Annotated in this window: 23 protein-coding genes and 1 pseudogene; 17 read left to right on the top strand and 7 right to left on the bottom strand. The window is 60.4% G+C overall.

The genetic code is table 11. The features are described from left to right. The first annotated feature begins 350 nt into the window (after positions 1–350). Positions 351–1,985 carry an AMP-binding protein gene (locus tag ACVW1B_RS18270; RefSeq protein ID WP_456821943.1) on the top strand — a complete coding sequence of 545 codons (1,635 nt, stop codon included), beginning with the start codon at positions 351–353 and terminating at the stop codon, positions 1,983–1,985. A 95-nt stretch (positions 1,986–2,080) separates the two neighbouring features. On the opposite strand, the gene ACVW1B_RS18265 is transcribed toward ACVW1B_RS18270, so the two are convergent. The 5 genes from ACVW1B_RS18265 to ACVW1B_RS18245 all read right to left on the bottom strand — a co-directional run bounded on the left by ACVW1B_RS18265 (position 2,081) and on the right by ACVW1B_RS18245 (position 6,568). Further along, entirely contained in the window at positions 2,081–2,524 is a 444-nt protein-coding gene (locus tag ACVW1B_RS18265) for a PaaI family thioesterase (protein WP_456821942.1), read from the bottom strand. A 401-nt stretch (positions 2,525–2,925) separates the two neighbouring features. Next, positions 2,926–3,831: an AEC family transporter gene (locus tag ACVW1B_RS18260; protein ID WP_456821941.1), complete on the bottom strand. Its 906-nt coding sequence runs from the start codon at positions 3,829–3,831 to the stop codon at positions 2,926–2,928. A 624-nt stretch (positions 3,832–4,455) separates the two neighbouring features. After that, entirely contained in the window at positions 4,456–5,364 is a 909-nt protein-coding gene (locus ACVW1B_RS18255; protein WP_456821940.1) for a LysR substrate-binding domain-containing protein, read from the bottom strand. Between the two features lie 6 nt (positions 5,365–5,370). Beyond that, entirely contained in the window at positions 5,371–6,189 is an 819-nt protein-coding gene (locus ACVW1B_RS18250; RefSeq protein ID WP_456821939.1) for an acyl-CoA thioesterase, read from the bottom strand. Positions 6,190–6,328: 139 nt separating this feature from the next. Next, on the bottom strand, positions 6,329–6,568 hold the full coding sequence (locus ACVW1B_RS18245; RefSeq protein WP_456821938.1) for a PaaI family thioesterase: 240 nt from the start codon (positions 6,566–6,568) through the stop codon (positions 6,329–6,331). Between the two features lie 344 nt (positions 6,569–6,912). On the opposite strand from ACVW1B_RS18245, the gene ACVW1B_RS18240 reads away from it, so the two are divergent. The 9 genes and pseudogenes from ACVW1B_RS18240 to ACVW1B_RS18200 all read left to right on the top strand — a co-directional run bounded on the left by ACVW1B_RS18240 (position 6,913) and on the right by ACVW1B_RS18200 (position 16,913). Beyond that, positions 6,913–8,664: an acyl-CoA dehydrogenase family protein gene (locus tag ACVW1B_RS18240; protein WP_456821937.1), complete on the top strand. Its 1,752-nt coding sequence runs from the start codon at positions 6,913–6,915 to the stop codon at positions 8,662–8,664. Positions 8,665–8,668: 4 nt separating this feature from the next. Next, positions 8,669–9,454, top strand: a complete 786-nt coding sequence (locus tag ACVW1B_RS18235) for a 2-keto-4-pentenoate hydratase (RefSeq protein WP_456821936.1) — start codon at positions 8,669–8,671, stop codon at positions 9,452–9,454. 40 nt (positions 9,455–9,494) lie between these two features. Further along, the gene (locus ACVW1B_RS18230) at positions 9,495–10,292 is read left to right on the top strand and encodes an enoyl-CoA hydratase-related protein (protein ID WP_456821935.1); all 798 of its coding nucleotides are present in this window, start codon (positions 9,495–9,497) and stop codon (positions 10,290–10,292) included. 54 nt (positions 10,293–10,346) lie between these two features. Continuing rightward, positions 10,347–11,535: pseudogene (locus ACVW1B_RS18225) on the top strand (acetyl-CoA C-acyltransferase). A gap of 179 nt (positions 11,536–11,714) precedes the next feature. Beyond that, complete coding sequence (locus tag ACVW1B_RS18220) at positions 11,715–12,014, top strand: putative quinol monooxygenase (RefSeq protein WP_456821934.1); 300 nt, start codon at positions 11,715–11,717, stop codon at positions 12,012–12,014. A gap of 272 nt (positions 12,015–12,286) precedes the next feature. Further along, positions 12,287–13,414 carry an acyl-CoA dehydrogenase family protein gene (locus ACVW1B_RS18215; protein ID WP_456821933.1) on the top strand — a complete coding sequence of 376 codons (1,128 nt, stop codon included), beginning with the start codon at positions 12,287–12,289 and terminating at the stop codon, positions 13,412–13,414. 87 nt (positions 13,415–13,501) lie between these two features. Beyond that, positions 13,502–14,746 (top strand): acyl-CoA dehydrogenase, encoded by a 1,245-nt coding sequence (locus tag ACVW1B_RS18210; RefSeq protein WP_456821932.1) that lies wholly within the window; start codon positions 13,502–13,504, stop codon positions 14,744–14,746. Between the two features lie 84 nt (positions 14,747–14,830). Then, positions 14,831–15,880: a hypothetical protein gene (locus ACVW1B_RS18205; RefSeq protein WP_456821931.1), complete on the top strand. Its 1,050-nt coding sequence runs from the start codon at positions 14,831–14,833 to the stop codon at positions 15,878–15,880. Positions 15,881–15,905: 25 nt separating this feature from the next. Further along, complete coding sequence (locus tag ACVW1B_RS18200) at positions 15,906–16,913, top strand: NADPH:quinone oxidoreductase family protein (RefSeq protein WP_456821930.1); 1,008 nt, start codon at positions 15,906–15,908, stop codon at positions 16,911–16,913. An 84-nt stretch (positions 16,914–16,997) separates the two neighbouring features. Here the strand turns inward: ACVW1B_RS18200 and ACVW1B_RS18195 are convergent, their stop codons facing one another. Beyond that, positions 16,998–17,609 (bottom strand): TetR/AcrR family transcriptional regulator, encoded by a 612-nt coding sequence (locus tag ACVW1B_RS18195; RefSeq protein WP_456821929.1) that lies wholly within the window; start codon positions 17,607–17,609, stop codon positions 16,998–17,000. A gap of 88 nt (positions 17,610–17,697) precedes the next feature. Between ACVW1B_RS18195 and ACVW1B_RS18190 the strand changes: the two genes are divergently transcribed. After that, the gene (locus ACVW1B_RS18190) at positions 17,698–18,477 is read left to right on the top strand and encodes an enoyl-CoA hydratase/isomerase family protein (protein ID WP_456821928.1); all 780 of its coding nucleotides are present in this window, start codon (positions 17,698–17,700) and stop codon (positions 18,475–18,477) included. Between the two features lie 92 nt (positions 18,478–18,569). Beyond that, a complete protein-coding gene (locus ACVW1B_RS18185) occupies positions 18,570–19,343 on the top strand; it encodes a VOC family protein (RefSeq protein ID WP_456821927.1) in 774 nt (257 codons plus the stop codon). Between the two features lie 63 nt (positions 19,344–19,406). Here the strand turns inward: ACVW1B_RS18185 and ACVW1B_RS18180 are convergent, their stop codons facing one another. Then, positions 19,407–20,540 (bottom strand): sensor domain-containing diguanylate cyclase, encoded by a 1,134-nt coding sequence (locus ACVW1B_RS18180; RefSeq protein ID WP_456821926.1) that lies wholly within the window; start codon positions 20,538–20,540, stop codon positions 19,407–19,409. Positions 20,541–20,993: 453 nt separating this feature from the next. Here ACVW1B_RS18180 and ACVW1B_RS18175 point away from each other — a divergent pair, with 453 nt between their 5' ends. The 5 genes from ACVW1B_RS18175 to ACVW1B_RS18155 all read left to right on the top strand — a co-directional run bounded on the left by ACVW1B_RS18175 (position 20,994) and on the right by ACVW1B_RS18155 (position 25,042). Beyond that, positions 20,994–21,623, top strand: coding sequence for a TetR/AcrR family transcriptional regulator (locus tag ACVW1B_RS18175; RefSeq protein WP_456821925.1), 630 nt, complete (start codon positions 20,994–20,996; stop codon positions 21,621–21,623). A gap of 39 nt (positions 21,624–21,662) precedes the next feature. Continuing rightward, positions 21,663–21,986 carry a DoxX family protein gene (locus tag ACVW1B_RS18170; RefSeq protein WP_456821924.1) on the top strand — a complete coding sequence of 108 codons (324 nt, stop codon included), beginning with the start codon at positions 21,663–21,665 and terminating at the stop codon, positions 21,984–21,986. Between the two features lie 414 nt (positions 21,987–22,400). Next, a complete protein-coding gene (locus ACVW1B_RS18165) occupies positions 22,401–23,294 on the top strand; it encodes a LysR family transcriptional regulator (protein ID WP_456821923.1) in 894 nt (297 codons plus the stop codon). Positions 23,295–23,433: 139 nt separating this feature from the next. Then, positions 23,434–23,910, top strand: a complete 477-nt coding sequence (locus ACVW1B_RS18160) for a nuclear transport factor 2 family protein (RefSeq protein WP_456821922.1) — start codon at positions 23,434–23,436, stop codon at positions 23,908–23,910. A gap of 175 nt (positions 23,911–24,085) precedes the next feature. After that, the gene (locus ACVW1B_RS18155) at positions 24,086–25,042 is read left to right on the top strand and encodes an NAD(P)H-dependent flavin oxidoreductase (RefSeq protein WP_456821921.1); all 957 of its coding nucleotides are present in this window, start codon (positions 24,086–24,088) and stop codon (positions 25,040–25,042) included. Positions 25,043–25,056: the final 14 nt, after the last annotated feature.

Below are 25,056 nucleotides of genomic sequence, written 5' to 3'. Positions count from 1 at the left end.
GAACTCGAGATAGGATCCTTCCGGAGGGCGCCATCCAGATCGCTGGTGCCGACCGCTTGCGTACAGGCGGTCGTGCTCCTGCGATTACGTAGAGATCCGTGGAAGGAAAAGCGTAGCGGATCGGGTCGTGATGTGGTGCGTCTCGTGCAGCCGGGACGAGGGCGCATCAGCTTTCCCAACGAGTGCATCATCGACCAATCCCGGCCACGGTAGCACCCGGCCTTTGGTTTAGAAATTCGTCGCTGTGCGGGCGACCAGCTTGGAAGCAGTCGTTCCAAGGGGAATGCGGCTGAACCGGATGTGTTCTGACCAGCTCCAGGCGGAGCGCAAACTAGGGAGTGGGGCCCTCGATGACGAGGCACTGGCTAACCAGCTACGGTACGCAGATCCCAGCCGATATCGACCCGGACGCCCATCCGTCCGTGCTTGCCGTGCTTGAGGCGGCCATGAAGCGCTACGTCGATAAGCCGGCGTTCCGCTGCTTTGGCGAGACGCTCACCTTCTCCGACGTCGACCGTTTGTCGCGCAACTTTGCCGCATTCCTCCAAGAGAGACTTGGCGTCCGAAAGGGCGATCGCGTCGCGGTGATGTTGCCGAACGTGCCCGCGTTTCCGCTTGCCATGCTTGGGATCATCCGCGCGGGCGCCATCCAGGTCAATGTCAACCCGCTCTATACGCCGCGCGAGCTCGCGCATCAGCTCAATGATGCCGGGGTGAAGACAATCATCGTCTTTGCCGGCGTCTCGTCGACGCTGGCCGAGATCATTGACCAGGTCGGCGTCGAACAAGTCGTTAGCGTTGGCCTCGCCGACGGTACCAACGCGCCGCTCGTAAATCCGGCAGTCGATGCGAGGCTGAAGCATGTAACTCCATTCACCTTGGCGTTGGCGCAAGGCGCGGCGATTTCCTTGTCGCCCCCACGGCTTGCCGGCGATGACATTCTGTTCCTGCAGTACACGGGCGGAACGACCGGGCTTTCCAAGGGCGCGGCGCTATCGCATCGGAATCTCGTCGCCAACACCGAGCAGTTCAAAGCATTCATGCCTGATGCGCAGCGTGCTGGCGAAGAGATCGTAGTCACGGCGCTGCCGCTCTATCACATCTTCGCGCTAATGGTGAATTTCATCACCTACTTCTCGTTGGGGGCGGAAAACTGGCTGGTGCCCAATCCGCGCGACATGGAGGGATTTGTCGACATCCTGAAACGCGCGCGTCCGACCGTCCTGACCGGCGTCAATACGCTGTTTGCGGGGCTTCTGATGCAGCCCACTATCGGCGAGGTGGATTTCTCACGCCTCAAGGTCGCAATCGGCGGTGGCGCCGCGATCCTCCCGACGACGTCGGAGAAATGGAGGCGGCTCACCGGCAAGGACATCCTCGAAGGCTATGGCCTGTCCGAGACCTCTCCGACCCTCACCCTCAATCCGATGACGCGCGAGGGCTTCTCCGGCACGGTCGGTCTGCCGTTGCCCTCAACCGAGATCAAACTGCTCGGTGAGAACGATATCGAAGTCGCGCTTGGCGAGACCGGGGAAGTCTGCGCGCGTGGCCCGCAGGTGATGCGCGGCTACTGGCAGAAGGACGAGGCCAACGCAGCGGCGTTCACCGCCGACGGCTATTTCCGCACCGGTGATGTCGGCGTGTTCGATCGCAGCGGCTATTTGCGGATCGTCGACCGCAAGAAGGACATGATTATCGTCTCCGGATTCAATGTCTATCCAAACGAGGTGGAGGCCGTCGCGACCGCTTGCGCAGGCGTTGCCGAATGCGCCTGCGTCGGTCGTCCCGATGAGAAGTCCGGCGAATCCATCGTGCTGTTCGCGACGCGAATGCCGGGAGCCAACGTGAACGAAGCCGACGTGATTGCCCACTGCCGGCACGAACTGACCGCCTATAAGGTACCAAAAGAGGTGCGCTTCGTCGAAACGCTGCCGAAGTCCAACGTTGGAAAGATCCTGCGCAAGGATCTGCGCACGCTCATGTAACCAGGTATGAAATCGCTTGCGGATGGGCCTCACCGGGGCTTGGCGGCACAGGAGAGGATTAACTTCGTAAGCGGGACTGGCGGTTGGCGCTTCGGCTAGGCCACGGGCTCCTTCTTTGGCAATACGCGGAAGGTGGCGTTGGCGCGCGCGATCACGACGCCGTCAGCCTTGACCAGGCTCGTTGCAAAGCAGATGGTGCCGCCTGCCTTGATGACGTCGGTCTCGATCGAGAGCCATTGCCCGATATGGGCGCTTTCGATGTAATCGACCGCCAGTGAAATCGTCACCAACGACGAGTGCCAGCCCGTCCTCTGCGCGCAGCTGAGCCCCATCGCATTGTCGGAGAGGGTTGCTATCAACCCGCCATGGATCAGCCCGCGACTATTGGTATGTGGCTTTGCGAGACGCAGCCCAAGGATCACGCTCGTTTCGGTCTTCTTCGAATATATCGGCTGCCATGGGTCGGTGAGGGGGCTGTTGCGAAAGTGTGGCGAAAAACCCTCCGGGATTTCGGTGTTGAGAGAGCCATTTGTCGTCATGTGAGCGCTTTCATGCTTGTAAGGGGCATTCGTCATTGAACGTGATGTCCGCGATGGTTTCACCACCTACAAAGTTTTAAACACCCTTCCAGCATCTGTTTGAACCCGCATCTTATCATCGCGAGCAGGGCGAGCGACGAAGAAGCACCTGGCGACCCAAGTGTCGGCGTCGTCCATAAGCCCTGCGATAAGGCCAAATGTTGGTGCTCCTGCCGGGGAGCTGGTCGGGATCGCGGGCAGCGGATCACCATTTAACTAGAGAAACGGGAGCGTGCCGGGTTCCGTCGGAATGCCGCTCATCTTGTCGCCAATTGTGCGCCAATCGCGGTGGAGCATCAGGTGGCGAAACACGCTGACACACTGCTCGACAGCCACGCCAATGCGGGATGAGTTTCCTATTCTCAGATGTGATGCAGAACGTAAGACCACAGCGGAAGCGTCAGGAACGAAAGGCATATGCCAAGCCCGACCATCAACGATACCAGGGGTGGATTGAGGCCATGCTGTACGGCGACGATCGCTGCACCGATTTGCGGCCCCATCGCAGCCTCGAACAGCGTCACGCGCGTGGTTTGGTCCGTCGTGCCCAGGATACCAAAGTACAACAGCGCAAGCGCAGCCGGCGCGAGAAGCAGCTTGAACCCCAGGCCGGTCGCCAGGGCCGTCACGAGGCCACGGCCTTGATCAAACCTGAGTTGCAATCCGACCGAAACCAGGGCCAGCGGCGCGAGCGTATCGCCCAATCGCTTGAGCGTGTCAGCGATCCAGACGGGCAACGCGAACGGCATCAGAGCAAAGGCTGCCACCAGCGCGATGAGCGGCGGGAACAGGATAATCCGTTTGAGGATGGCGGCCTTCGAGTCCTTTGCGGCGGAATAGATGGCTGCGACGGTGATACCCAGCGTGCTCAGCACAAGATAGGTCCCGAGCTGGTCGATCAGAATGCCGGTCGCCATGCCGGGGGGACCAAAAAAAGCTTCGATCATCGGCAGGCCGACAAAAGATGTATTGGCAAGGCCACCGACAAGCATCAGTGCGCCGGTCGTTTCCCGTGAGAATTTCAAGCGGGCAGAGAGCGCCCAGAAGAACCCAATCCCCAGGCCGAACATCAGCCAAGGCATCGCAATGCCAAACAGCAGCGATGTCCGCAGCTTGACACTGTGGATTTGCAGGATGATCTGCGCCGGCAGCGATATATGAATGATGAATGCATTGAGCGCGATGTGTCCGTTCTCCGGAACTTTGCGGGCAATGCGGAGCACAATGCCGAGCAGCAGGCAAAAGAACAGCAGGATGATGTTGTTCATTGCATCTCCTCCAAACGTCGGCGCCATTGATTGGCAACTCTACAGGCCAAATATCTCGTAAACCTGCCATCTACCGTCGCTGGCCAGTTGGCCTCGACGATCACCCCGGATGAACAGCCTTGTTGGCGGGCAAGGGCTGGTCACAGCAATGCCGCATGCGAGAGGTCTGAGCCCGCTTTCTGCGTCCTGGAGCTCACTCGCAGTGCCCTGAGCGCTGCACGAGGGTCGTGCCGCCGGAAGGGGAGTCCTTCGAGCAAATCCGCGCTGTACCCGAGTGCTCTGCAATTGCTTTTGTCTGGAAGGACGCTGTCGACAGGAGCAGGAACAGGGCTCTGTAAGCCGCGTATCTTGCCTGCTTGCGACTGGGCGCTTTTCCCGCGAGCAGCATATCACCGTCCTGCCGGGACACTCGCCAGGTCCAAGTCGAGCGTTTGCGTTTTGCGACATTCATCTCGAACAACAAAAAATCGATCATTTCAAAAGACCTGGTTATTCAAAAGACTTGGCTATCAGTGGATGGCGCGCCGACTTGTGTTCAATCAACGCTGCCACCGCTCTTCACGGGTGGATACGTCCTTGCCTTCCCGAGCCTGCGGCAGGAGCATCAAGGAGCGGGTGTCAGCGCTATGCCGGCTCCGGTTTCTGGATCCGCATCGCAAGCTCATCCTTGGCCGAGCAGACCCAGGCGACAAAAGCCTTCATCGCCGGGTCTTCAGCAATCCGCTGTTCGTACTGCAGCACGAAATGGCGCCGGGTCTGTCGGACGTTGGAATGCGCCAGGACGAGCTTGCCATCTGCGAGGTCCGGCTCCAGCAAGGCTTCAATCGCCATCGCGACGCCCATTCCAGCTGCCGCAGCCTCAAGAGCCAGACTAAGGCTCTCAAAGCTGCTTCCTCCGCGCACCGAGACATCAGCGAAACGGGAGTTATCGAGCCATCGCCGCCAATCGTCGGGTCGTGGACGAGCGTGGAGCAGGGAGGCCGTGGCGAAATCGATTGGGCCATTCTTGAGCATGTCCGGCGAACATACGGGAACGGTTGCGATCGGCAGCAGGGGATGCGTAACCAGCCCGGTTCGGGGTTGCGCATCGGAGACTGCGATCACGGCGTCATATCGGCTTGGAAGCAGGTCGACCGGATTGACGCTCGTATGGAGGTCGGCCTCCAGGGCCGGCTGGGTGACCTTGAGATCCCTCCAGATTGGCAACAGAAAGCGCGACGCAACGAACCCGTAGACGCCGATGGTGAGACGCCGGAAGCGGCGGAGCTTAAGTCCCTCGGCAGCGTCGGCGATCCGATCGAGCGCCTCGCCGGCTGAATCCGCAAACGCCTTGCCGGCTGAGGTCAGTGCAAGCCCACGCGGGCCGCGGAGGAACAATGTAGTTCCAATTCGTGCTTCGAGGGCGCGCACATGCCGGCTCACGGCTCCCACCGTGACATTCAGCTCCTCCGCGGCCCTGGTAATCGAAAGGTGCCGGGCCGCCGCTTCGAACGCGCGAACTGCATGCAATGGGGGAAGTCGTCGCGGTGCCATCCCGGCCTACAGCTTTCTATAGTAGGTGGCCTGTGTCCCGCTCGCCACTAGCCGTCCATCGCGAGACCAGAGCTGGGCGGTCTGGTCTCCGTATCCGCTGCGGAATGAGTTGGCGTCCGCGATCCCGAGGATCCAGGAGGTGCCCTCCAATTCCGCGAGCGGCATATGAAAGTTGGTTGTCATTGTGACCGTGCCAAACGGTACGAGCACACCGAGCATGTGAAACAACCGAGCGAAGAATGCGTCCGACATGGACATGATGGACGTATAGTCAATCGGACGCGGCTCCAGGTCGCGCATCCAGAGCACCGACATTGCTGATTTCGGAGCAGCGTGAGGCTCGTCGCGCAACTCCGGATCAGGACCTGCAAAGCGCAGATCGTACTGCTTCACCCAATTGGGAGGAGGAGGCTCGGATTGACTCAAATAGGGCCTCAGGAGCTCTGGCGCTGGCGCCGCGGCCATCTTTGCCACTGTATGGCTCCAACCCTCTTGACGCACGACGCAGACCGCCGTCGCAGTCGCAAGTGGCTCGCCTTCAGACTGGAATAACTCGACGATCCAATGCTGGGTCGAACGGGTTGTCCGCACCGCGCGCGCGTCGATTCGGAAAGGGCCCTCGGCAATCCGGTCGCACATATTGACTGTCATGGATAGCGGCTCGCCGCGACGGTTGGGGTGATCCATGATCGCGCGCAGCATGGTGGCGGCAGTGATGCCGCCATAAGGGCCAATGAACCCCCAGTACTTCATCGACGTGTGACCGAGCCAGAAACCGTCGTTCCATGTCAGGCGAGTGGCTTCGTCGAAAGGATGGAGCTCCATTGGAGTCACGTGGCTTTCGAGTTACATTGATCAAGGCTAGCGAAGGCGCGGGTTAACTCTCGAAGACGGCCTGGCGGCCCACCAATCCGGGAGAGTTTGGGCCGCCAGTTGAAGCAGTGGCGATGGTGGCTGGTGCCGGTCACCTTCGGCTTGTCCCTGTCGTCGAAGCCGCCATCGTGGTTGCATTGTCGACCAGGAACGCGATCACGCCGCCATGAGCCGCCGGGCAGTTCTGCAAGAGTTCAGCTCGCCGCGGCACGCTCAACCTGCAATGACCTGGCGCCAATTCGAGAATCCCGGCTCCGACGAGTTTCGTGAACCCCTGTAACGCCACCCGCTCCCGGACAACAGTCAGCTCGTCCTGAACGTTCTTGGTCATCGAGGCCGTCCATTCTGGAGTTGGCGGTGTGGACTATTGCTCTAGAGCACCGATCTAGAATCCGCAAGCGCCCAAAGCGCCACCCCAGCGGATCGAGCGATTGGCGGTGCCGCCGCGACAATCAGATGAACGCTCCAGACGACCGAGCGCAGGCTGGCTGCACGATTTGAATTTCATCCAAACACGGCGAGTTGGCTCGTCTCCGAGACGCGACCTGTCAGGTTGACTGAAACTCAACACACCGTCCGAACAAGTCATTTGCGCGCGGCGCTCCGAGACCATACTCACGGAGCGGTGCCGGAGTTCATCCCCGACCCCTAAGAATTCAATGGAGGAGATTGCTCATGAACGTGCACGTCGCCCTGACTAGCCGGGAAGCCGCCGCACGGCGCGCTGCAGCACTGGCGCCGACGTGTCGTGGGTTGAACTACTACTCCATCGACAAGAGCGTGCAGCAGTTGCTTCCGCTCTACATGGATGCCGACCTTGTTGCGCATCTTAAGCCGCATTTGTCCGAGCTCGGCGAGTTGGCGGGTGGTCGATTGCATGATTTGTCGGACCAGGCCGAGCGGCATCAACCAGTGCTTCATGCGCGGGACGGGTACGGTCGTGACGAGGAGTGGATCGAGTATCACCCCGCCTATCGCGAAATGGAGCGCATCGCATTCGGCCGTTTTGGCATGCACGCAATGTCCCATCGCGGCGGCGTCATGGGGTGGGAAACGCCGATGCCGCCCATCGCCAAATACGTATTCCACTATCTGTTCTCGCAGGCTGAGTTCGGCCTTCTTTGTCCGGTCAATCTGACTGACAGTTCCTCGGAATTGGTTCGCCGATTTGGCAGCGAAGAGCTTCGCCAGCGCTACCTGGATCGGATGTGGAGTCAGGATCCGGCAACCCTGCTCAAATGTGCCCAGTTCATGACCGAGAAGACCGGCGGCTCGGACGTTGGTGCGGCTGAATTGACGGCTGTCAAGGAGGGAGACCATTGGCGGCTGTGGGGGGAAAAGTGGTTCTGCTCCAATGTCGACGCTGAGCTGTCGGTGCTGCTCGCGCGGCCCGAGGGCGCCCCGGCCGGCGGCCGCGGGCTCGGCTTGTTTCTGATGCCGAAGGTGCTGCCCGATGGGCAGCGTAACTCCTACCGGGTGATGCGGCTGAAGGACAAGCTCGGCAGCCGCACCATGGCGAGCGGTGAAATCGTGTTCCAGGGAGCGGTCGCCTACCAGTTGGGTGAGCTCGATCAGGGCCTCAAGCACATGCTTGTGATGGTCAATTCGAGCCGTGTCTCGCATCTTGCCCGCGCAGCCGGCATGATGCGTCGCTGCCTGAATGAAGCAACAGTCGCTGCGCGTCATCGGAACGCGTTTGGGAAAGCCGTCGTCGATCATCCGCTGATGCGGCGGCAGTTGTTGAAGTTGATGGTGCCGACCGAGCAGGCTCTGTCGGCACTGCTGTATTCGGCGACTGCGCCCGAGAAGGTGCTTCGTCTCCTGACACCGATCGTCAAATACCGCGCGTGCCGCGACAACGTCACGGTCGCGACGGGCGCGATGGAAGCGCGCGGCGGAAACGGTTACATCGAAGATTGGCCCAACGCTCGGCTCATTCGGGACGCTCATCTCGGCTTGTTGTGGGAGGGCACCAGCAATATCAACGCGCTGGATGCCGTGCAGCGTGCCGTCGGAAAAATCGGGGCTCACAAGGCCCTGCAGGAAGACATCGGCATTGGTCTGGAGAATGCCCCCGGCCTGGCCGGGCAATACCGGACCCGGCTCTCCGGAATCGTCAGTGATGCCATTCGGTTTGCAGAGGATGTTGCTGCCCGTCCGGAGAATGAACGCTTCTGCAGGATCGCCGCCGCCAAGCTTTATCATGCGACGACCGCGGCGCTTTTGGCGTCCGAAGGCGCCCGCTTGGGAAAGAATGGCGGCGATGCCCGGCGCCTCTTGCTGTCGAGGTTTGTCGTGGAGCATCGGCTTGCCGAACGTCCTTCAGCGAGTTTGGATGCGCAGCGCTGGGAGGACGAAGCGATTGATCTCTTGCTCGCGGACGAGCCGGTGACCCTCGCGAAGGCGACTTCGTTGGTGCAGGGCTAGTCCGATGGATGCTGGGTCACAGCGTGAACTGGCTTGCCTTCTGGCGGCCCTCCGCAAGGAGGGGCGTCAGAAGAGCGGGCTGGATCAGCGATTGGTTCCTCCGGACAAGGAAACGGCCTATCGCGTCGCGCGGATGGTGGAGGAGGAGCTCGGCTGGGAGGTGGCCGGGTGGAAGATCGCAGCCATGAAGGCCGATCTGCAGAAGGCACTGCGCACCGACTCGCCCATCTACGGCCGAGTGTACGCGCCGCTGGTCAGGCAATCGCCCGTTACGCTTGAGCATGCCCGCCAGTGTAGCCCGATCCCGGAAGTAGAATATCAGGCGGTGCTCGGTACCGATCTGCCGCCGCGCAAGGATCTCTACGCCATCGAAGAGGTGCGCGATGCCGTCGTATCGCTGCATCCCGGCATCGAACTGGCCGAATGCCGCTTCGTGCACGACGCCGCGTTTCCGCCGCTTCCAGCGATTTTGGCGGACGGAGCTGGCAGCGGGACCATTGCATACGGGCCGGCCATCGCAGATTGGCGGCAGCGCGACATTCCCGGTCAGGAGGTCTCGCTCTTCTGCAATGGGGTCGCGAGACGGAAGGGGAGCGCGGGCGTAGCGCTGGACCATCCGCTGGTGCCTTTGACCTGGCTTGCCAACGAGCTTTCCCGGACCGGTATCGGCATGAAGGCCGGACAGATCATCAGCACGGGGACGCTGACGGGCATGTTGAGGCCGAAGCCTGGCGAAACCTACGTCGCCGATTTCGGTCCCTTCGGCACGGTGACGGCCAGCTATGCGTGACCTCAATCGTTAACTCGCAAGGAAAATAGGGAGATGGAACATGTCTGAAGTGCTGCACGTGATCGAAGACGGCGTCGCGATTGTCACGCTCAATCGGCCGGAAAGTATGAATTCCCTGAATGGGGCGCTCCTTGGTCAATTGCTGGAGCTGCTGCCGAAACTTGCGGGCGACGAATCCGTCGGCGCGGTCGTTCTCACCGGCGCTGGTCGTGCCTTTTGCTCGGGCGGTGACGTGAAGGGCATGGCCCAGGCCACCGGGCAACCGAACTTCCAGCCAAATTTCGAAGAATCCGCCGCTCAGTTGAGGGCGAAGATGGAGATCTCGCGGATCTTGCGCGAGATGCCGAAGCCGACGATTGCGATGCTGAACGGAGCCGCAGCCGGAGCAGGCCTGGCTATCGCACTTGCGTGCGACCTGCGGTTCGCCGCCGAGTCGGCGCGGCTTGTGACGGCCTTCGTCAAGGTCGGTGTCTCGGGCGACTTCGGCGGAACCTACTTCCTCACGCGTCTCGTCGGAACTGCAAAGGCGCGCGAGCTGTATTTCTCCAGTGAACCGCTGTCGGCGAAGGCTGCCCACGAGAGCGGCGTCGTCAATCGGGTCTACCCGGATGCCGAGCTCCGGGAAGCCACCCTTTCCTATGCCAAGGATCTGGCGAAGGGGCCCCGGGTCGCGGTCGCACTCATGAAGCAGTGCCTCAATCTCTCCGAAACCGAGCCGATGTCACAGCTGCTCGACCTCGAGGCCCGCAACATGACGCGAGCGCGTTCGACCGAGGATCATCGCGAGGCCGCCAAGGCCTTTGTGGAAAAGCGCGCGCCCGTTTTCCGCGGTCGCTGATGCGGGCCACGCGCTGCCAGACATTCATTCATCTTTATCGTTGAGAGGAAATCCATGACGGACGCCGTAATCGTATCTACCGCCCGCACGCCAATCGGAAAGGCTTATCGTGGCGCATTCAACGCGACCGAGGGCGCAACGCTCCTCGGGCACGCCATCGGGGAGGCCGTGGCCCGGGCGAAGGTTGATCCCAAGGACGTTGAGGACGTGGTGATGGGAGTTGCCCACCAGCAAGGCGCGACTGGAGGCAACATCGCACGCAAGGCCTTGCTTCGGGCCGGCCTTCCGGTCGGTGTGGCGGGGACCACCATTGACAGGCAGTGTGCTTCCGGCCTTCAGGCGATCGCACTGGCCGCCAGATCCGTGATCTTCGACGGCGTAGAAGTGGCCGTCGGCGGGGGAGGCGAGTCGATCAGCCTGGTCCAGAACGAGCATGCGAACAAATTCCATACGCAGGATCCGGCCCTGATCAAGATCAAGGGCGACGTCTACTTGCCCATGATCGACACCGCTGAAGTGGTCGCAAAGCGCTATGGCATCTCGCGCGAGACGCAAGATGAATACGCCCTTGAGTGTCAGCGCCGCACCGCTGCCGCGCAGCAGGGCGGCAAATTCAAGGACGAGTTGGCGCCGATCGTGACCAGTATGGCCGTGACCGACAAGGCGACCGGCGCCGTGTCGTTCAAGGAGATCACTGTCTCGGCCGACGAGGGGCCGCGGCCTGACACCAACGCTGAAGGCCCTCGCTGCTCTGAAGGCCGTGCGCGGTGAAGGGTTCACGATTACGGCCGGAAACGCCAGTCAGCTTTCGGACGGCGCCAGCGCTTGCGTCGTTATGAGCGACAAGGAAGCGGCACGGCGAGGGCTCAAGCCGCTCGGTGTTTTTCGTGGTTTCGTTGCTGCCGGTTGTGAACCCGACGAGATGGGTATCGGACCAGTCTTCGCGATACCCCGGCTCCTTAAGCGGCATGGCCTGACCGTCGACGACATCGATCTCTGGGAGCTGAACGAGGCGTTTGCGGTGCAGGTCATCTATTGCCGCGACAAGCTCGGGATTGATCCGGAGAAGCTCAATGTGAACGGCGGCGCAATCGCGCTCGGACATCCCTACGGCATGTCGGGCGCACGGCTTACCGGCCACGCGCTGATCGAAGGTCGCCGGCGCAAGGCAAAGCATGCCGTCGTGACGATGTGCGTCGGCGGTGGCATGGGCGCCGCCGGCTTGTTCGAGGTGGTGCACTAACAGCAGTTGATGATACGCGGTCGCGTTCGGGCCAGTCCGGACGTGACCGCGATGCCTCACCTGAGTCCAACATGCCAATGACACCCCTCCGGGAAAGGGTGTCGTGGCGTCATCGCCGTGGCTTGCAAGGCTATGCTTGCATAACCCTGTCAGTTCAGAAAAATCGAGAGGAAACTTACATGATCTACATCGTTGCCACCTTGACCATCAAGCCCGAAACCCGCGCCGACTTCATTGCAGCCGCCATTCCCTGCATTGAGGGGACGCGTAAGGAGCCAGGTAACATCTCCTACGATCTCCATGAGAGTGTCAGCGATGCTTCCACGATGGTGTTTGTCGAGAAGTGGGAGAACGCCGAGGCGCTCGTTCCGCATCGCGGCACCGAGCACATGAAAGCGTTCGGCCGCGTTGCCGCCAAATGTCTCGTCGCGCCGCCCAAGATCGAAATCATTACCCCCGAAAAAGTCGAGACTCGGTAGCCATCAGGGCGCTGACGCCAGGAAATGGACGCAACCGTTTGGCTGCGTCGGCAACGATTCCGGTTCGATGATGACTGCGCAAGTAGCCCTCTGAAGTCGAACCAGGCGCGCGTCACCAAGCGCGCGCCCATGGCATGTGTCCAGCAGATCGCTCCGATATTGCAACGATCTGAACGTCACGAACGGTGTCTGCTCCGCCAGACATCGGAGAGAGCGTGAAGAACTGACGACCCGGATCGTCTCTAAGATACGTAAATCAAGGTAGATCGCTCATGAATTTCGATTTCTCCGACGAACAGAAGCAGATGCGCGACGAGGCGCGGAAATTCCTCAGCGAACAGTGCCCGCCGAAAGCCGTGCGCGAAGTGCTTGACGGCAAGGCGCCGTACGACAAGTCGCTGTGGAAGGGCCTCGCCGAGATGGGCTTCCTCGGGGTTGCGATCCCCGAACAGTTCGGCGGCGCGGGTGCAGGCCATCTCGAGCTCTGCGTGATCGCGGAGGAAATGGGCCGCGCGTTGGCGCCGGTGCCGTTCTCCTCCACGGTCTATCTGGCCGCCGAAGCGCTGCTGATCGCGGGCAGCGATGCGCAGAAGCAGAAATGGCTGCCGAAGATCGCCTCCGGCGATGCCATCGGCACGCTGGCGCTGTTCGAGGGCAAGGGCAATCCGTCGCCGAAGGCGGTCAAGGTCACGGCCAATGGCGGCGTGCTCAACGGCGTCAAGAAGCCGGTTGCCGATGGCGCGATCGCTGATTTCGCCGTCGTTGCCGCGCGCACTGGTTCGAGCTGGCGGGATTCCGACATTTCGCTGTTCATCGTCGACCTCAAGGCTGGCGGCGTCGAGGTCAAGTCACTGACCAACATCGATCCGACCCGCGGTCAGGCCGAGATCACATTCAAGAATGCCAAGGCCGAACCGCTTGGTGCGGTCGGCGAGGCCTGGAGCGTCATCACGCAGGTGTTTGACCGAGCTGCGGTGCTGATGGCGTTCGAGCAGGTCGGAGGCGCCGATCGTGCGCTGGAGATGGGCCGCGACTACGCGCTGGATCGTATTGCCTTCGGCCGCCCGATCGGCTCGTTCCAGGCTGTCAAGCACATGCTGGCCGACATGTACGTCCTGGCGACGCTGGCGCGCTCGAACTGTTATTTCGGCGCTTGGGCGCTCTCGACCAATGCCGGTGAACTGCCGGAAGCCGCGGCTGCCGCACGCATCAGCGCTACCCAGGCGTTCCAGCACTGTGCCAAGAACAACATCCAGGTGCATGGCGGCATGGGCTTCACCTGGGAGTTCGACTGCCACATGTACTACCGCCGCGCCAACGCGGTCGCGCTCGGTCTCGGCAGCCTGTCCTATTGGGAAGACGCGCTGATCGATCGCATGCGCAAGAAGAACGCCGCGTAATTTTTTTCGCACCGTCCGGGGATGATGGAAGCAGCTTGTCGCGCTCGCTCTCATCCCTCGAAATAACGACGAGAAGAGGAAGCCGCCATGAATTTCGACGATACGCAGCAGGAAGCTGAATTTCGTAAGCGCGCCCGCGAATGGGTCGACGCCAATGCGCCGAAGGAGTTCGAGGAAGAGTTATCTAAGGCATCGCTCGGTCGCATCCGACTGGCCAAGCATGACCTGGTTGAGGTCGGCAAGGCATGGCAGAAGAAGAAGTGTGAGGCGGGGTGGGCTTGCCTCCACTGGCCGAAAGAATATGGCGGCCGCGACGCATCACCGATCGAACGTGTGATCTGGCAGCAGGAAGAGGGCCTCTACAACCTGCTAACGCAGCCCTTCGCAATTGGTGACGGCATTTGCGGTCCGACCGTGATGACTTATGGCAGTGAAGAGGTTAAGCGGCGCTATCTGCCGAAGCTCGCTTCCGGGGAGGAAATCTGGTGCCAGCTGTTTTCTGAGCCATCCGCCGGCTCGGACCTTGCTGGTCTGCGTACCCGCGCCGAGAAGAAGGGTGACAACTGGGTCATCAACGGCCAGAAGACCTGGACATCAGGTGGGCACTATTCGGACTACGGACTTCTGATCGCGCGCACGGACCCGAACGTGCCGAAACATAAAGGCCTTACCGCGTTCTACGTCGACATGAAGGCTACGGGCGTGGAGGTTCGTCCGATCAAGCAAGCCAGTGGCTTGCAAGATTTCAATGATGTGTTTCTTACCGATGTTGTTCTCCCGGACAGCCAACGGCTTGGCGCCGTCGGCGACGGCTGGAACGTGTCGCTGAACACTTTGATGAACGAGCGCATGTCCATCGGCGCCCGGCTTGAGCTCGGGCTTCCCGAACTGATCGAGTTCTGTTCCAAACTGACGCTGGAAGACCACTGCGCGATCGACGATCCGGTCGTTCGCTCAAGGCTCGCGGACTGGGCAGCGAAAGCGAACGGTCTGAAATACACCAGCTTCCGTGCGATCTCGGCGCTGTCGAAAGGCGAGCGTCCCGGCCCGGAAAACTCGATCAGCAAGCTGGTGTCGGGGGTGATGCTCCAGGATATCGCAATCTACGCTATGGATCTGCAAGGAGCCGCCGGCGTCTTTACCGGTGAGGCGGAAGAAATGACGAACGGTCAATTCCAGCAGATGCTGCTCTCTTCGGTGGGGCGACGCATCGCCGGCGGCACCGACGAAGTGCTGCGCAACATCATCGCCGAACGCGTGCTGGGGCTCCCTGGCGATATCAGGGTCGACAAGGACGTACCCTTCAACAAAATTCCGACGAGAGGGCGATGAGGAGCGGGCCCCGGCCCAGCGCCGGAGTGCCAATTCAAGGCTGGTAGGCTGCGCGCTGGTCGCCGCAAGCAACGGAGGCATCAATTGAGCAAGGCAGATGAGGGCTTGGACGACATCCCTGCCTATCGGGCCCTGGAAAGGACATATCATTCGTACCTGACGGGTCTGATCCTCATGATCAGCTCTCGAGCAGGTGCGTCAAGCGCTGCTGATGTTGTCTTTCATATGTTCAGGCGGCATCAGCAGGCGAACTTCTTACCCGCTCTAAAAAAGTTGGGCCTTGAGAATCTGCCTCATGCGGTCGCGAGCGCCCAGTATCTATACATCGTTAACCGTCTCGGCGGCGTAAACGTCGAATATGTCTATGAGAACGACCAGAAGGCGTGGATCCGCTATCCGCCCCCGCGGTGGATCTGGTGGGGGACCGCGATCTGCGGCATTCCCTCCGAAATATCCCGCGCCATGGTTGCGGGTTGGCACGGCAATAATGGTCCCGCGCTCGGGAATCCGCGTCTTGGCTTCGTCTGCACCGGTCAAACTGTAGATGGTCAGCCGGGACTTGAGGGGTACTTCAAGGAATACGACCGCGACTTGTTGCCGAGTGAATTGCTTGTGTTCTCGCCCGGCGAGAGATGCCCGCGCTTTCGCATCGAAGATGCTCCAAAGGTGCCGGAATCCAGACTGTCGGAAGGGAAAAGGCAGAAGTCGCTGCGCAACTATGCCGGGACCTACATCAACGCCATTGTTCCCATCATGACGGAGCGCTTGGGTCCGGAGGCAGGAGGTCATTATGCCAAAGCGGCGGCCCGACTAACTGGCATGCATGTCTACGATGAAGTCGCTGCGCTGTTGGGGGGAATCGAGCCGGGACCACTAGGATTCGCGAAGGCTTTCGCTCGCTTGGCCGCCGGTCAAGGGGACGATGCCGTACTCGAGATACAAGGATCAACGGCCTACGTGCGCCATACGTCCTGGCGGCTAATGACGGGGCGCGAGCACCTGTCGCCGTCCGTCTTCGACGCGCTAAACGAGCTTTGGGTCGGCTTGGCGCTCGCGCATGACAGATTCACGCATTTCGACGTGATCGAGCGTCGTGACCGCGGTGAGGCGTATTGGGCTTGGCGGATTAGCTGATGCATAGAGGAAATGGGTGACAGCGATGAAAGGGGTGATCGCGCGCCGCTACGGCGGAATAGATGGCCTTCGGTACGAGAAGTTGCCCAGTCCGAAACTCGCGCGGGGGACAATTCGGGTTTTGGTGAAAGCGACTGGCGTAAGCTTCGCCAATCTCCTCATGATCGCTGGCAAGCATCAGAACAAGCCCGAGCTCCCGTTTATCCCGGGCGGCGAGATCGCTGGTATTGTTGCTGAAATCGCTTCGGACGTTAAAACTGAACTGAAGGTCGGCGATCGCGTCTGCGCAGCAGTGCCGTCCGGCGGGCTGGCGGAAGAATCCGTAGTAGACGCTACCAACGTCTGGGCGATACCAAACGCGATGAATTTCGAGATAGCTACGGCATTTCCGTCCATCTACGCCACAGCCTTTCTAGGATTGAACTGGCTCGCCTCCATGCGGGCCCGCGAGACACTGCTCGTCCATGGGGCGGCAGGCGCAAGCGGTCTCGCCGCTGTCGACGTTGGCAAGGCGATGGGCGCGCAAGTGATCGCGACAGCGGGCAGTCGCGAAAAGGTCATTGCTGCGAAGGAGCAAGGAGCCGATTACGCGATTGACTATAAGAACGAGGATTTCCGCGAGCGTGTTCTGGAGATTACCGGCGGTCGCGGTGCGGACGTGGTCTTCGATCCGGTGGGTGGGGACGTGTTCGATAGATCGCTGCGCTGTGTCGCGCCTCTCGCACGGCTGATCCCGATGGGCTTTGCGTCAGGTCGCATTCCTCAGATTCCGGCCAATCTAGTGCTGGTGAAGAGTTTGACCGTGATCGGGCTCTACTGGGGTTATTACCTGGCGTGGGGAAAAACCCAGGCGGACGCGGCGCTACGCTTGCGCGTGCGAGAAATGTTCAAGGAAATGTTCGCCCTTTACGAACGCGGTTTGCTGCGTCCGAGAGTAGAACGCGTGCTGCCCATGAGTTCTTTTGCCGAGGGGTATGGGCGCGTTGAGCGCCGGGAAGTCATCGGCAAGGTCGTGCTCGACCCGTCCCTTTGAATGTATCGTCGACACCCGGCCGCTTCGACCAAAAGCCTGACCGCGGGTCCTGCCGCGATGAGTGTTGCATCCACGCATCAACGGCTATCTGCGCCTCCCTCTCGCTTTCGTCGTCGAAGACACGACTGCCCGAACCGCGCAGTCAATGAGCTCCTGTGCATATTTGCCGGGATCGGTCCGATCGCGTCCGGAAAGCCAGGCGCGGCAAAATATCTGCACGGGGCCGATCACCTGATTTGCGAAAACAACGGCATTCATCGGCAGCAGTTGACCCCCCTCGACAAGGGGAAGCCGCCAGCGGTCCAGTTCTTGACCATAGATCGTATTCTCTGCCCGCAGAGGATCGACGATGCCCTGAAACCATTCCGAGCGCGCTTGTTCGAAGAGGAAGCGTGCTCGTGGTCGGTTCGTCGTTACCCACGCGATGTGGGTCCGGACGAGCGCTCCGACCCCGTCCGCAGCGCCGGCGTCGTCGCGGATGGAACGAAGCATCGCCTGATGATAGGCCCGAATGGCATCCAAGAAGAGGTCTCTTGCCAAAGTCTCCTTGGAGTCGAAGAAATGAAAGAAGCTCCCGTTCGAAACCCCGGCTCGCGTTCGGATCGCCGCAACGGTCGCGGCCTCGTAGCCGCGCTCGTCGATTAAATGGAGCCCTGCAGCAAGTATCCGCTCACGTGTTTGGGTGGTATCGATCATTGGAGTTATGCTCTGGAGCATTCCTCTAGCGAGTTAGTGGTGTCAAGGAGAGAATCATGCTCTCCGCAAGTTAAAATGAGCAAAGAACATGTCGGATAAATGCGTCGACGTTGAGTATGAAGTGAAAGGCACGACGGCGGTGATCACGCTTGCGCGGCCGCCCGTAAACGCTCTCAGGCTACAAATGATCAAGGGTGTGACCGCTGCCTTTCGGCGAGCGACGGTCGACGAGGGTGTGCGGGCCGTACTGCTGCGCAGCTCAGTACCTGATCGGTTCTCGGCAGGATTGGACCTCGACATTCTCCTGGGGCGAACCGGGGACGAAGCCCGCGAATTTGTCCAGGAGCTCTACGTCGCCCTGTACGATGCACAGTACAACCTCGGCAAACCTTCGATCGCGCTGGTTGGAGGCGCGGCGAGAGGTGGGGGCATGACTATGGCCATCTCTTGCGACGTCCTCATCGCGGGCGCATCAGCGACCTTTGGCTATCCTGAGATTGATGTCGGAGTACTCCCGGCGATCCATTTCGCCCACCTACCAAAGCTGGTGGGACGACATCGCGCGTTCGAACTTCTCTTCAGTGGTCGTTCGTTCGATGCTGAAGAAGCACGGCAGATAGGACTGGTGAGCAGAGTCGTTCCGGACGACGAGCTTGACAGCTGTGGTCGAGCTCTTGCTGCGACGTTTGCCGGAAAGTCAGCCAACGTGCTTCGGTTGGGGCGCGCGGCCTTTATGAGACAGAATGACCTTGATTACCGACGAAGCATCGCTGCGGCGGTGGAGGACTTCTGCAATGTCGCGGTGACCGATGATGCACAAGAGGGGCTGCGGGCGTTCGTCGAAAAGCGCCGGCCGCGATGGGGGTGATCATTGCGGGATGGGACGATCTGGGAAAAGAGTTGCAGGTGTGGAGTAATGCTCTAGAGTAACGATCTATTCACAATCGACTCGAGGATGACATGACGTCTCCCGTCACGGGCCTGGACCATATCGAACTGCTCGTCCCGCAAGGGGCGATCGCAGATTACGAAGCACTGTTGGATAGCGCCGCAGAGCCCGTCGGCAACGGTGTCGTCGCAATCGGGCTGGGGAATGTGAGAATCGTTCTTAGGCCAAGCTCCGAAGCCGATCAGCTTGGGCTCATCTGCTTCGCCATCGATGAGCCGGCCCGTATGGCCCGCCGGCTAAAGCGGGTAGGCTTGGCGACGGTCGAGAACGGTGCGGACGGAGCGGGGGCGGGGCTAGTTAAGCTCGACAAGAGCGGAACTTACTCGGTGCCCCTTGGTTACTCGATGGCCAGAACGAGCGAGGGCGACTCAAGTCGGAGCAGCGGCGAGATACTTGGTCTGGACCACGTTGTGATTGCCAGCAGGCACTCAGATCGCGCAGCCGCGCTCTATGGCGCACGCTTGGGTCTCGACATGAGGCTGGACTCGGTAAGGGCCGATCGAGGCCTGAGACTGATGTTCTTCCGATGCGGTGATCTGGTATTGGAAGTCGTTCAAAACCTCCGTGAAGAACTGTCCGGTGATGGCGATACTCTGTATGGCTTCAGCTGGCGCACGCGCGATGCCGACAAGACGCACGCAAGGTTGTCTCGGCTGGGATTCCAGCTCTCCGAGATTCGGCGTGGTCACCGTCCGGGCACCCGCGTTTTCACTGTCCGCAATCGCACTGCGGGTATTCCCACGCTGTTTCTTGAACTTCCCAAGGATGGGTCTTCCAAAACCTGAGGGTAGGGACCGAGATCGCCTGGACTATCGATAGTCAGGGCCGCGAAGGTTACTGCAAGCGAACTATGCGCTTAAGGCATCGGGAAGTCCGGCAGTCTGCCCGAACAGGATTATTCGATTACGGCCACTCCCTTTGGCCTGATAAAGCGCCTTGTCCGCAGCTTCGACGAGCGAGTCTCTGCTTTCCTCTGCTGACGGAACTATGCTGGTAGCTCCCACGCTTACCGTTGCTATCTTGTGGGGGTGATTTCCCTCGTGCCGGATATGAAGCCGCTCGAGGGATGTTCGGAGCCGTTCTCCGATCCGTTCGCAGGACCCCGCATCGGTATCGGGCAACAGCAAGGCAAACTCCTCGCCACCATATCGTGCCGCAAGGTCGCCCGGTCGTCTGGAGGCCGCACGTAGCAGGCGTCCAACCTCCTTCAGGCATTCGTCGCCGGCTTGATGTCCGTAACGGTCGTTGAAGCACTTGAAATGATCGACGTCCAATAGGAGCAGCGACAGCGGCCTGCCATCGATGGCGGCTTTGGCCCATTCATCGGCGAGGTATTCGTCGAAGTAGCGCCGGTTCGCAAGTCCGGTAAGCCCGTCTGAATTAGCGCGTACGGATAATTCCCGCTGCAGGTCTTTGTGCTCGGTGACGTCGCGGACTATCGCAACCGCTCCATCGATCTTTCCATTCGCGGGTGCTCTGGTCACGGCAAGACAGGATTCGACCCAAATCTCCGACCCATCCTTGCGCCGCTGGCGGTGGACGATCTTGGTTTCTTCGACCTCTCCGCTTCTGAGAGCGTCGATCCGTTTTAGGCAGTGCGGCATATCCTCCGAATTGATACCCTTCATCGGATCCGTCCCGAGAAGCTGATCAGCTGACCACCCGGTAATCTTGATGCAGGAAGGAGAGACGTAGAGTATCCGGCCATCGAACGCGAAACGAATGACCATGTCGGTCGACCTCTCCGCGATCAGCTTGAAATTGCGGATCTCGTCCGAAAGGGTCCTCTGGCGATTGGCAGACCGCCAGCCGGTCGCGGCCGCAATCACTACCGCAGCCGCCAACAGCGCGAGGACAAGCAGCGATACTATCGGGGCCATTCCTGCGGTCGCGCAAACAATCATGGTGATCGCGCACAGGAGCACAATCGACGCCGTCGCCAGATAGGGCGACCGAAATGCCAACGTCTCCCGTTCGCTCATGAATGGTTCCCTCTGCGTGCGATCCTAGGCCCTCGGACTTAACTCCTGGTTGTTCGTTGTTTGAAACCGAAGAGTTCGGTTAATGCCTCGCGAAGGCGACCCATAGGTTTCGAGTATTGCTGTGTTGTCACATTGCTTGAGAACCAAGCGGCCGTCGGACGTGGTGAGAACGCGCAGGAGCCTCATCGCCAACTCTGGAGAACGACCAAGAGGTCTTGTGTGCGGTGGCCGAACTACGCGCATTGCTCGCCAATGAAGCTGTGCGTGACATGCGGTTCGCGCCCCAGGTCGGGCCGACCGCACGACGTGGCACATGCCATGTTGTTACTTCTTGTCCGACGCGTCTGGCGGCCGGAGGCATATGGGCTGGCATAAACAGGGCCTCTGCCTCATCCGCCAAACTCCTCCTTGCCAATTTTGGTATGGTATGTTACCGTACCAAGTATGACTGACATGATCTCCGAACCCGTCCAGCATCGAACCGCCAGGGGAGCGGCACGCCTGCACGCGTTAACCGATGCCGCCGCGGATATGTTTCTCGATCAGGGCTATGAGGCCGTGTCGCTGGACACCCTCATTGCGAAGGTGGGTGGCTCTCGTCGCAACATCTACCAGCATTTCGGCGGCAAGGAGGGGTTGTTCATCGAAGTCGTCACGCAGCTCTGCGAGGAGATCTCGCAGCCTCTGGTCCGATTGAAAATAGACCATAAGCACGCCAGGCAAGCTCTGACGGATCTTGGACGGCAACTTTTGAAGCTCGTTCTGCAGCCACGGACGCTTGCGCTCCATCGTCTAATGGTTGCGGAAGGACAGCGCTTTCCTGAACTGGCCCAGTCGATTTGGCGTGCTGGCCCGAACAATGCAGTCCGTATCCTCGCCGGATGGATTGATCGCCGGCAGCCAGCTGAGTTCCGCCACGACATCAGCTCTGAGGTGCTGGCCTCGCAATTCGTCAACATGGTGGTGAGTGAACCTCAATTGCGGGCACTGGTCGGTCTCGATCCGAGGCCGCTCCGAAGTGGCCAAATCGCCAGGATGGTCGACGAGGCTGTCGAGATCTTCCTTGCCGGGGCCCTGAAGTAGGCGGTCAGAATGATACGTAACTTGTCCTGGAAGACTGTCGTGATCTGGTTGCTGGCGGCCTTCTTCGTCGTGGGTGGCTTCGGTAACATCTTCGCTTCAGCTGACATCAAGGCGGACTATCGTAGTTGGGGTTATCCCGACTGGTTCCACTACCTCACCGGGCTGCTTGAACTCACGACCGCATCCTTGCTGTCCGTCCGCCGAACCCGTCTCTGGGGGGCTGCACTCGGGAGCGCGGTCATGACTGCGGCCGGTGCGACGGTCTTGTTTCATGGCGAGTACGCGCACGCTATCGCGCCGCTCGCCGTGCTGTGCGCGCTGGTTTTGGCGGGATGGATCGCATTCCAAGACCGTCCCGCCTGAGGGAGCTACTCAGTCAAATCGCGACAAGCGAACGCCGCTGAAGCGCGTCTGACGGATCAGCGCCTCCCTTCTGGCGCTGCTGCACGTCGTCGGGGGCGCGTTCTGCCTGACAAACCTCGGAGGATCTGCAGGTCGCCAGCAGTCCACGCCCCCGGCCAGATGATGCGATCATCCGTAATGGATTGATCAGCGGATTTTTGAGCCGCGTCCGGCAAATGTCTCCGCACGATCGCACTGGACCGGCAAGGCTGCAATAACGCCATGAGTTTGAACGCAGCGTGCGCCACTCATTGGCTGCCGGGAAGCCAGTTTCGCAAGGCAAGGGACGCGGGTCAGGTCGGGTCCGGATCAGCACAACCGCTTCAGTCTCGAAAACATGATACCGTTATGGAATAATAACGGCGGGAGACTTCCTTGAAGCTGAACGAGATTCGCACGTTTGTGACGGTCGCGCAGACGGGCTCGGTGCAAGGAGCCGCCCGGCAGCTCCACATGACGCAGTCTGCGGTGTCGAGGCTGATTCAGCGGCTGGAACTCGATCTCGGAGTCACATTGTTCGATCGCCAAACCAAGCCGTTGGCCCTGACCCACGACGGTCATGCGGCGCTTCATCACGGGCGCCTGGTTCTCGATGCCGCAGAGGCATTTTCGGATGCTCTTTCTCCTGCCGCGCCACCGATGGGCGTCTTGCGCATTGGTACGGCTCATGCGCTGGCTGAAATTGTGGCGGAGCGGCCGCTCGATCAATTGCGGTCCGGCTTTCCGGAAGTTACGCTCCAGATTTCCATTGATTGGACCGCGCCGCTGCTGGAGCGGCTGCATTCCGGCACTCTTGATGCTGCCCTCATAACGCTGCTGACCGACGCCCCGCCGAAAACCGACCTGCCGGCGCGGTGCCTTGGTCGAGAGGATGTGTTGATCATCGGCGCCGCCAGTCATACCGCGGCGCGCCGGCGTTCGCTCCGTGCGCTGAACGAAGTAGGGTGGGTGATCCAGCCAGAGAGCTGTGGTTATCGCGTTGCCTTGACGCAGGCGCTCGAACGGGCCGGCGCGGGGGCACCCCGGATTATCGTCGAAGCGTTCGGCAAGAATCTACAGCTTTCCGTGATCGCGCGCGGCGCAGGTTTTGGGCTGCTGGCGGCAAGCCAGGTGAAAAAGATTCCAGCCAAGCAGAAGGTCAAGGCGTTCAACGTTCCCGATCTCCGGCTAACGGCTTCGACCTGGTTCATTCGCCGCCGCCAGCTCGGGCGCTTGTCGCGGCCGTTGGACGCGATGGAGCAGGCGCTCTCGAGAACACTCTACGAATGACGTTTCAGAATATTAATGTTGCCTATTATGAATTTGTAACAACCTGCGCCGTGGCGTAGTGGGACAGTCGACGCGCTGCAATCGCGGTCGCGAAGGCGTCGCTTGAACCGACATCTGGCTCGCGGCAGAGGAGCTTTCCATGAACGCCATTCCCAGTGAAACAACGCAATTCATTCAACCCGGCAACGATGCCGCGGCCGGCGCCGCTGGGCGTCCATCTTCCCCGGACCTGACCCATGCGCTGCAGAGATACTTCGATCTCATGTACGACTGCGATACCTCGCGATTCGACCAGGTCTTTCGGTCGACGGCCCAGTTGCACGGGTTTCGTGACGGCCAGATGGTGATGTGGTCCGCCTCAACCTATCGGGATATTCTTGACCGGCGTCAGTCTCCGAAGTCGCTGAACGCGCCTCGCGCGGATGAGATCCTCCTGATCGACTTTGCTTCTGCCAGCCTGGCATTCGCGAAGGTGCGCCTGCAGATCAACTCGATGACGTTTGTTGATTATCTGACCTGGCACTGCATCGACGGCAAATGGCTGGTCACATCGAAGGGATTTCATCTCGAACTCGACCGGGATTCTGCTGTTGTACAACGCTCGGGCAAGCCGTGATGAGGGCTGATGACCCGTACGGGTTCGGCGCCAATCGCGACAACCGGCCAGGCTGATCGGTTGTCCAGCATAAGCCTTGAGTGCAACTCAAGGCGACAGGCAATAATCTCCTTTGCAAATCAAGGCGGGGCAGGGCCACGTAGGGAGTTAAAGGAAACGTCAAAGAGGTCACGCCATGCCCATTCCCGATCTTCTCGCCGGACGCCTGTCCATCCCTGTCATCGGCGCGCCCTTGTTCATCATCTCCGGACCGGAGCTCGTCATCGCGCAATGCAAGGCGGGTGTGGTGGGGTCGTTCAACGCTATGAACGCGCGTCCGCAGGAGCTGCTCGATGAGTGGCTGACCCGCATAACCGAAGAGCTCGCCGCACACGACAAGGCCCATCCGGATCGCCCCTCTGCGCCCTACGCAGTCAATCTCATCGTTCACGGCAGCAATGCCCGCCTCGCGGAAGATCTCGCGACCTGTCAAAAGCACAAGGTTCCGATTATCATCACCTCGCTCGGCGCGAAGGAGGATGTCAACAACACCGTCCATGCATGGGGCGGGATCGTCCTGCACGACGTCATCAATCAAAAGTTTGCCCGAAAAGCCATCGAGAAGGGGGCCGATGGCCTGATCCTGGTCGCGGCGGGCGCGGGCGGACACGCCGGAACGATCTCACCATTCGCTTTCATTACCGAGACGCGGCAATGGTTCGACGGACCGGTGGCGCTGTCGGGTGCGATTTCGACCGGGAGGGCCATTCGGGCCGCCACCATGCTTGGCGCCGATCTTTGCTACATCGGATCTCCCTTTATCGCGACAACCGAGGCGAACGCGGTCGATGGGCACAAGCAAATGATCATCGCGTCAACAGCAGACGACATCGTCTATTCGAACCTGTTCTCCGGAATACATGGCAACTATCTGAAACCTTCGATCGCAGCGGCGGGGCTGGATCCGAACAACCTGCCTGATTCCGACAAATCGAAGATGAATTGGGAAACGGATGCGTCCGGAGAGCGCAAGCAGGTCAAGGTCTGGAAGGACATCTGGGGCGCCGGACAGGGTATTGGCAGCATAGACACGGTGGTGCCGGTATCCGAACTGGTCGCGCGGCTGAGCGACGAGTATAGAAAGACGCTGTAAATTGATCGCATGCA

The organism is Bradyrhizobium sp. USDA 4502 (assembly GCF_054063355.1).
This window is presented reverse-complemented; position numbering and strand designations above follow the sequence as displayed.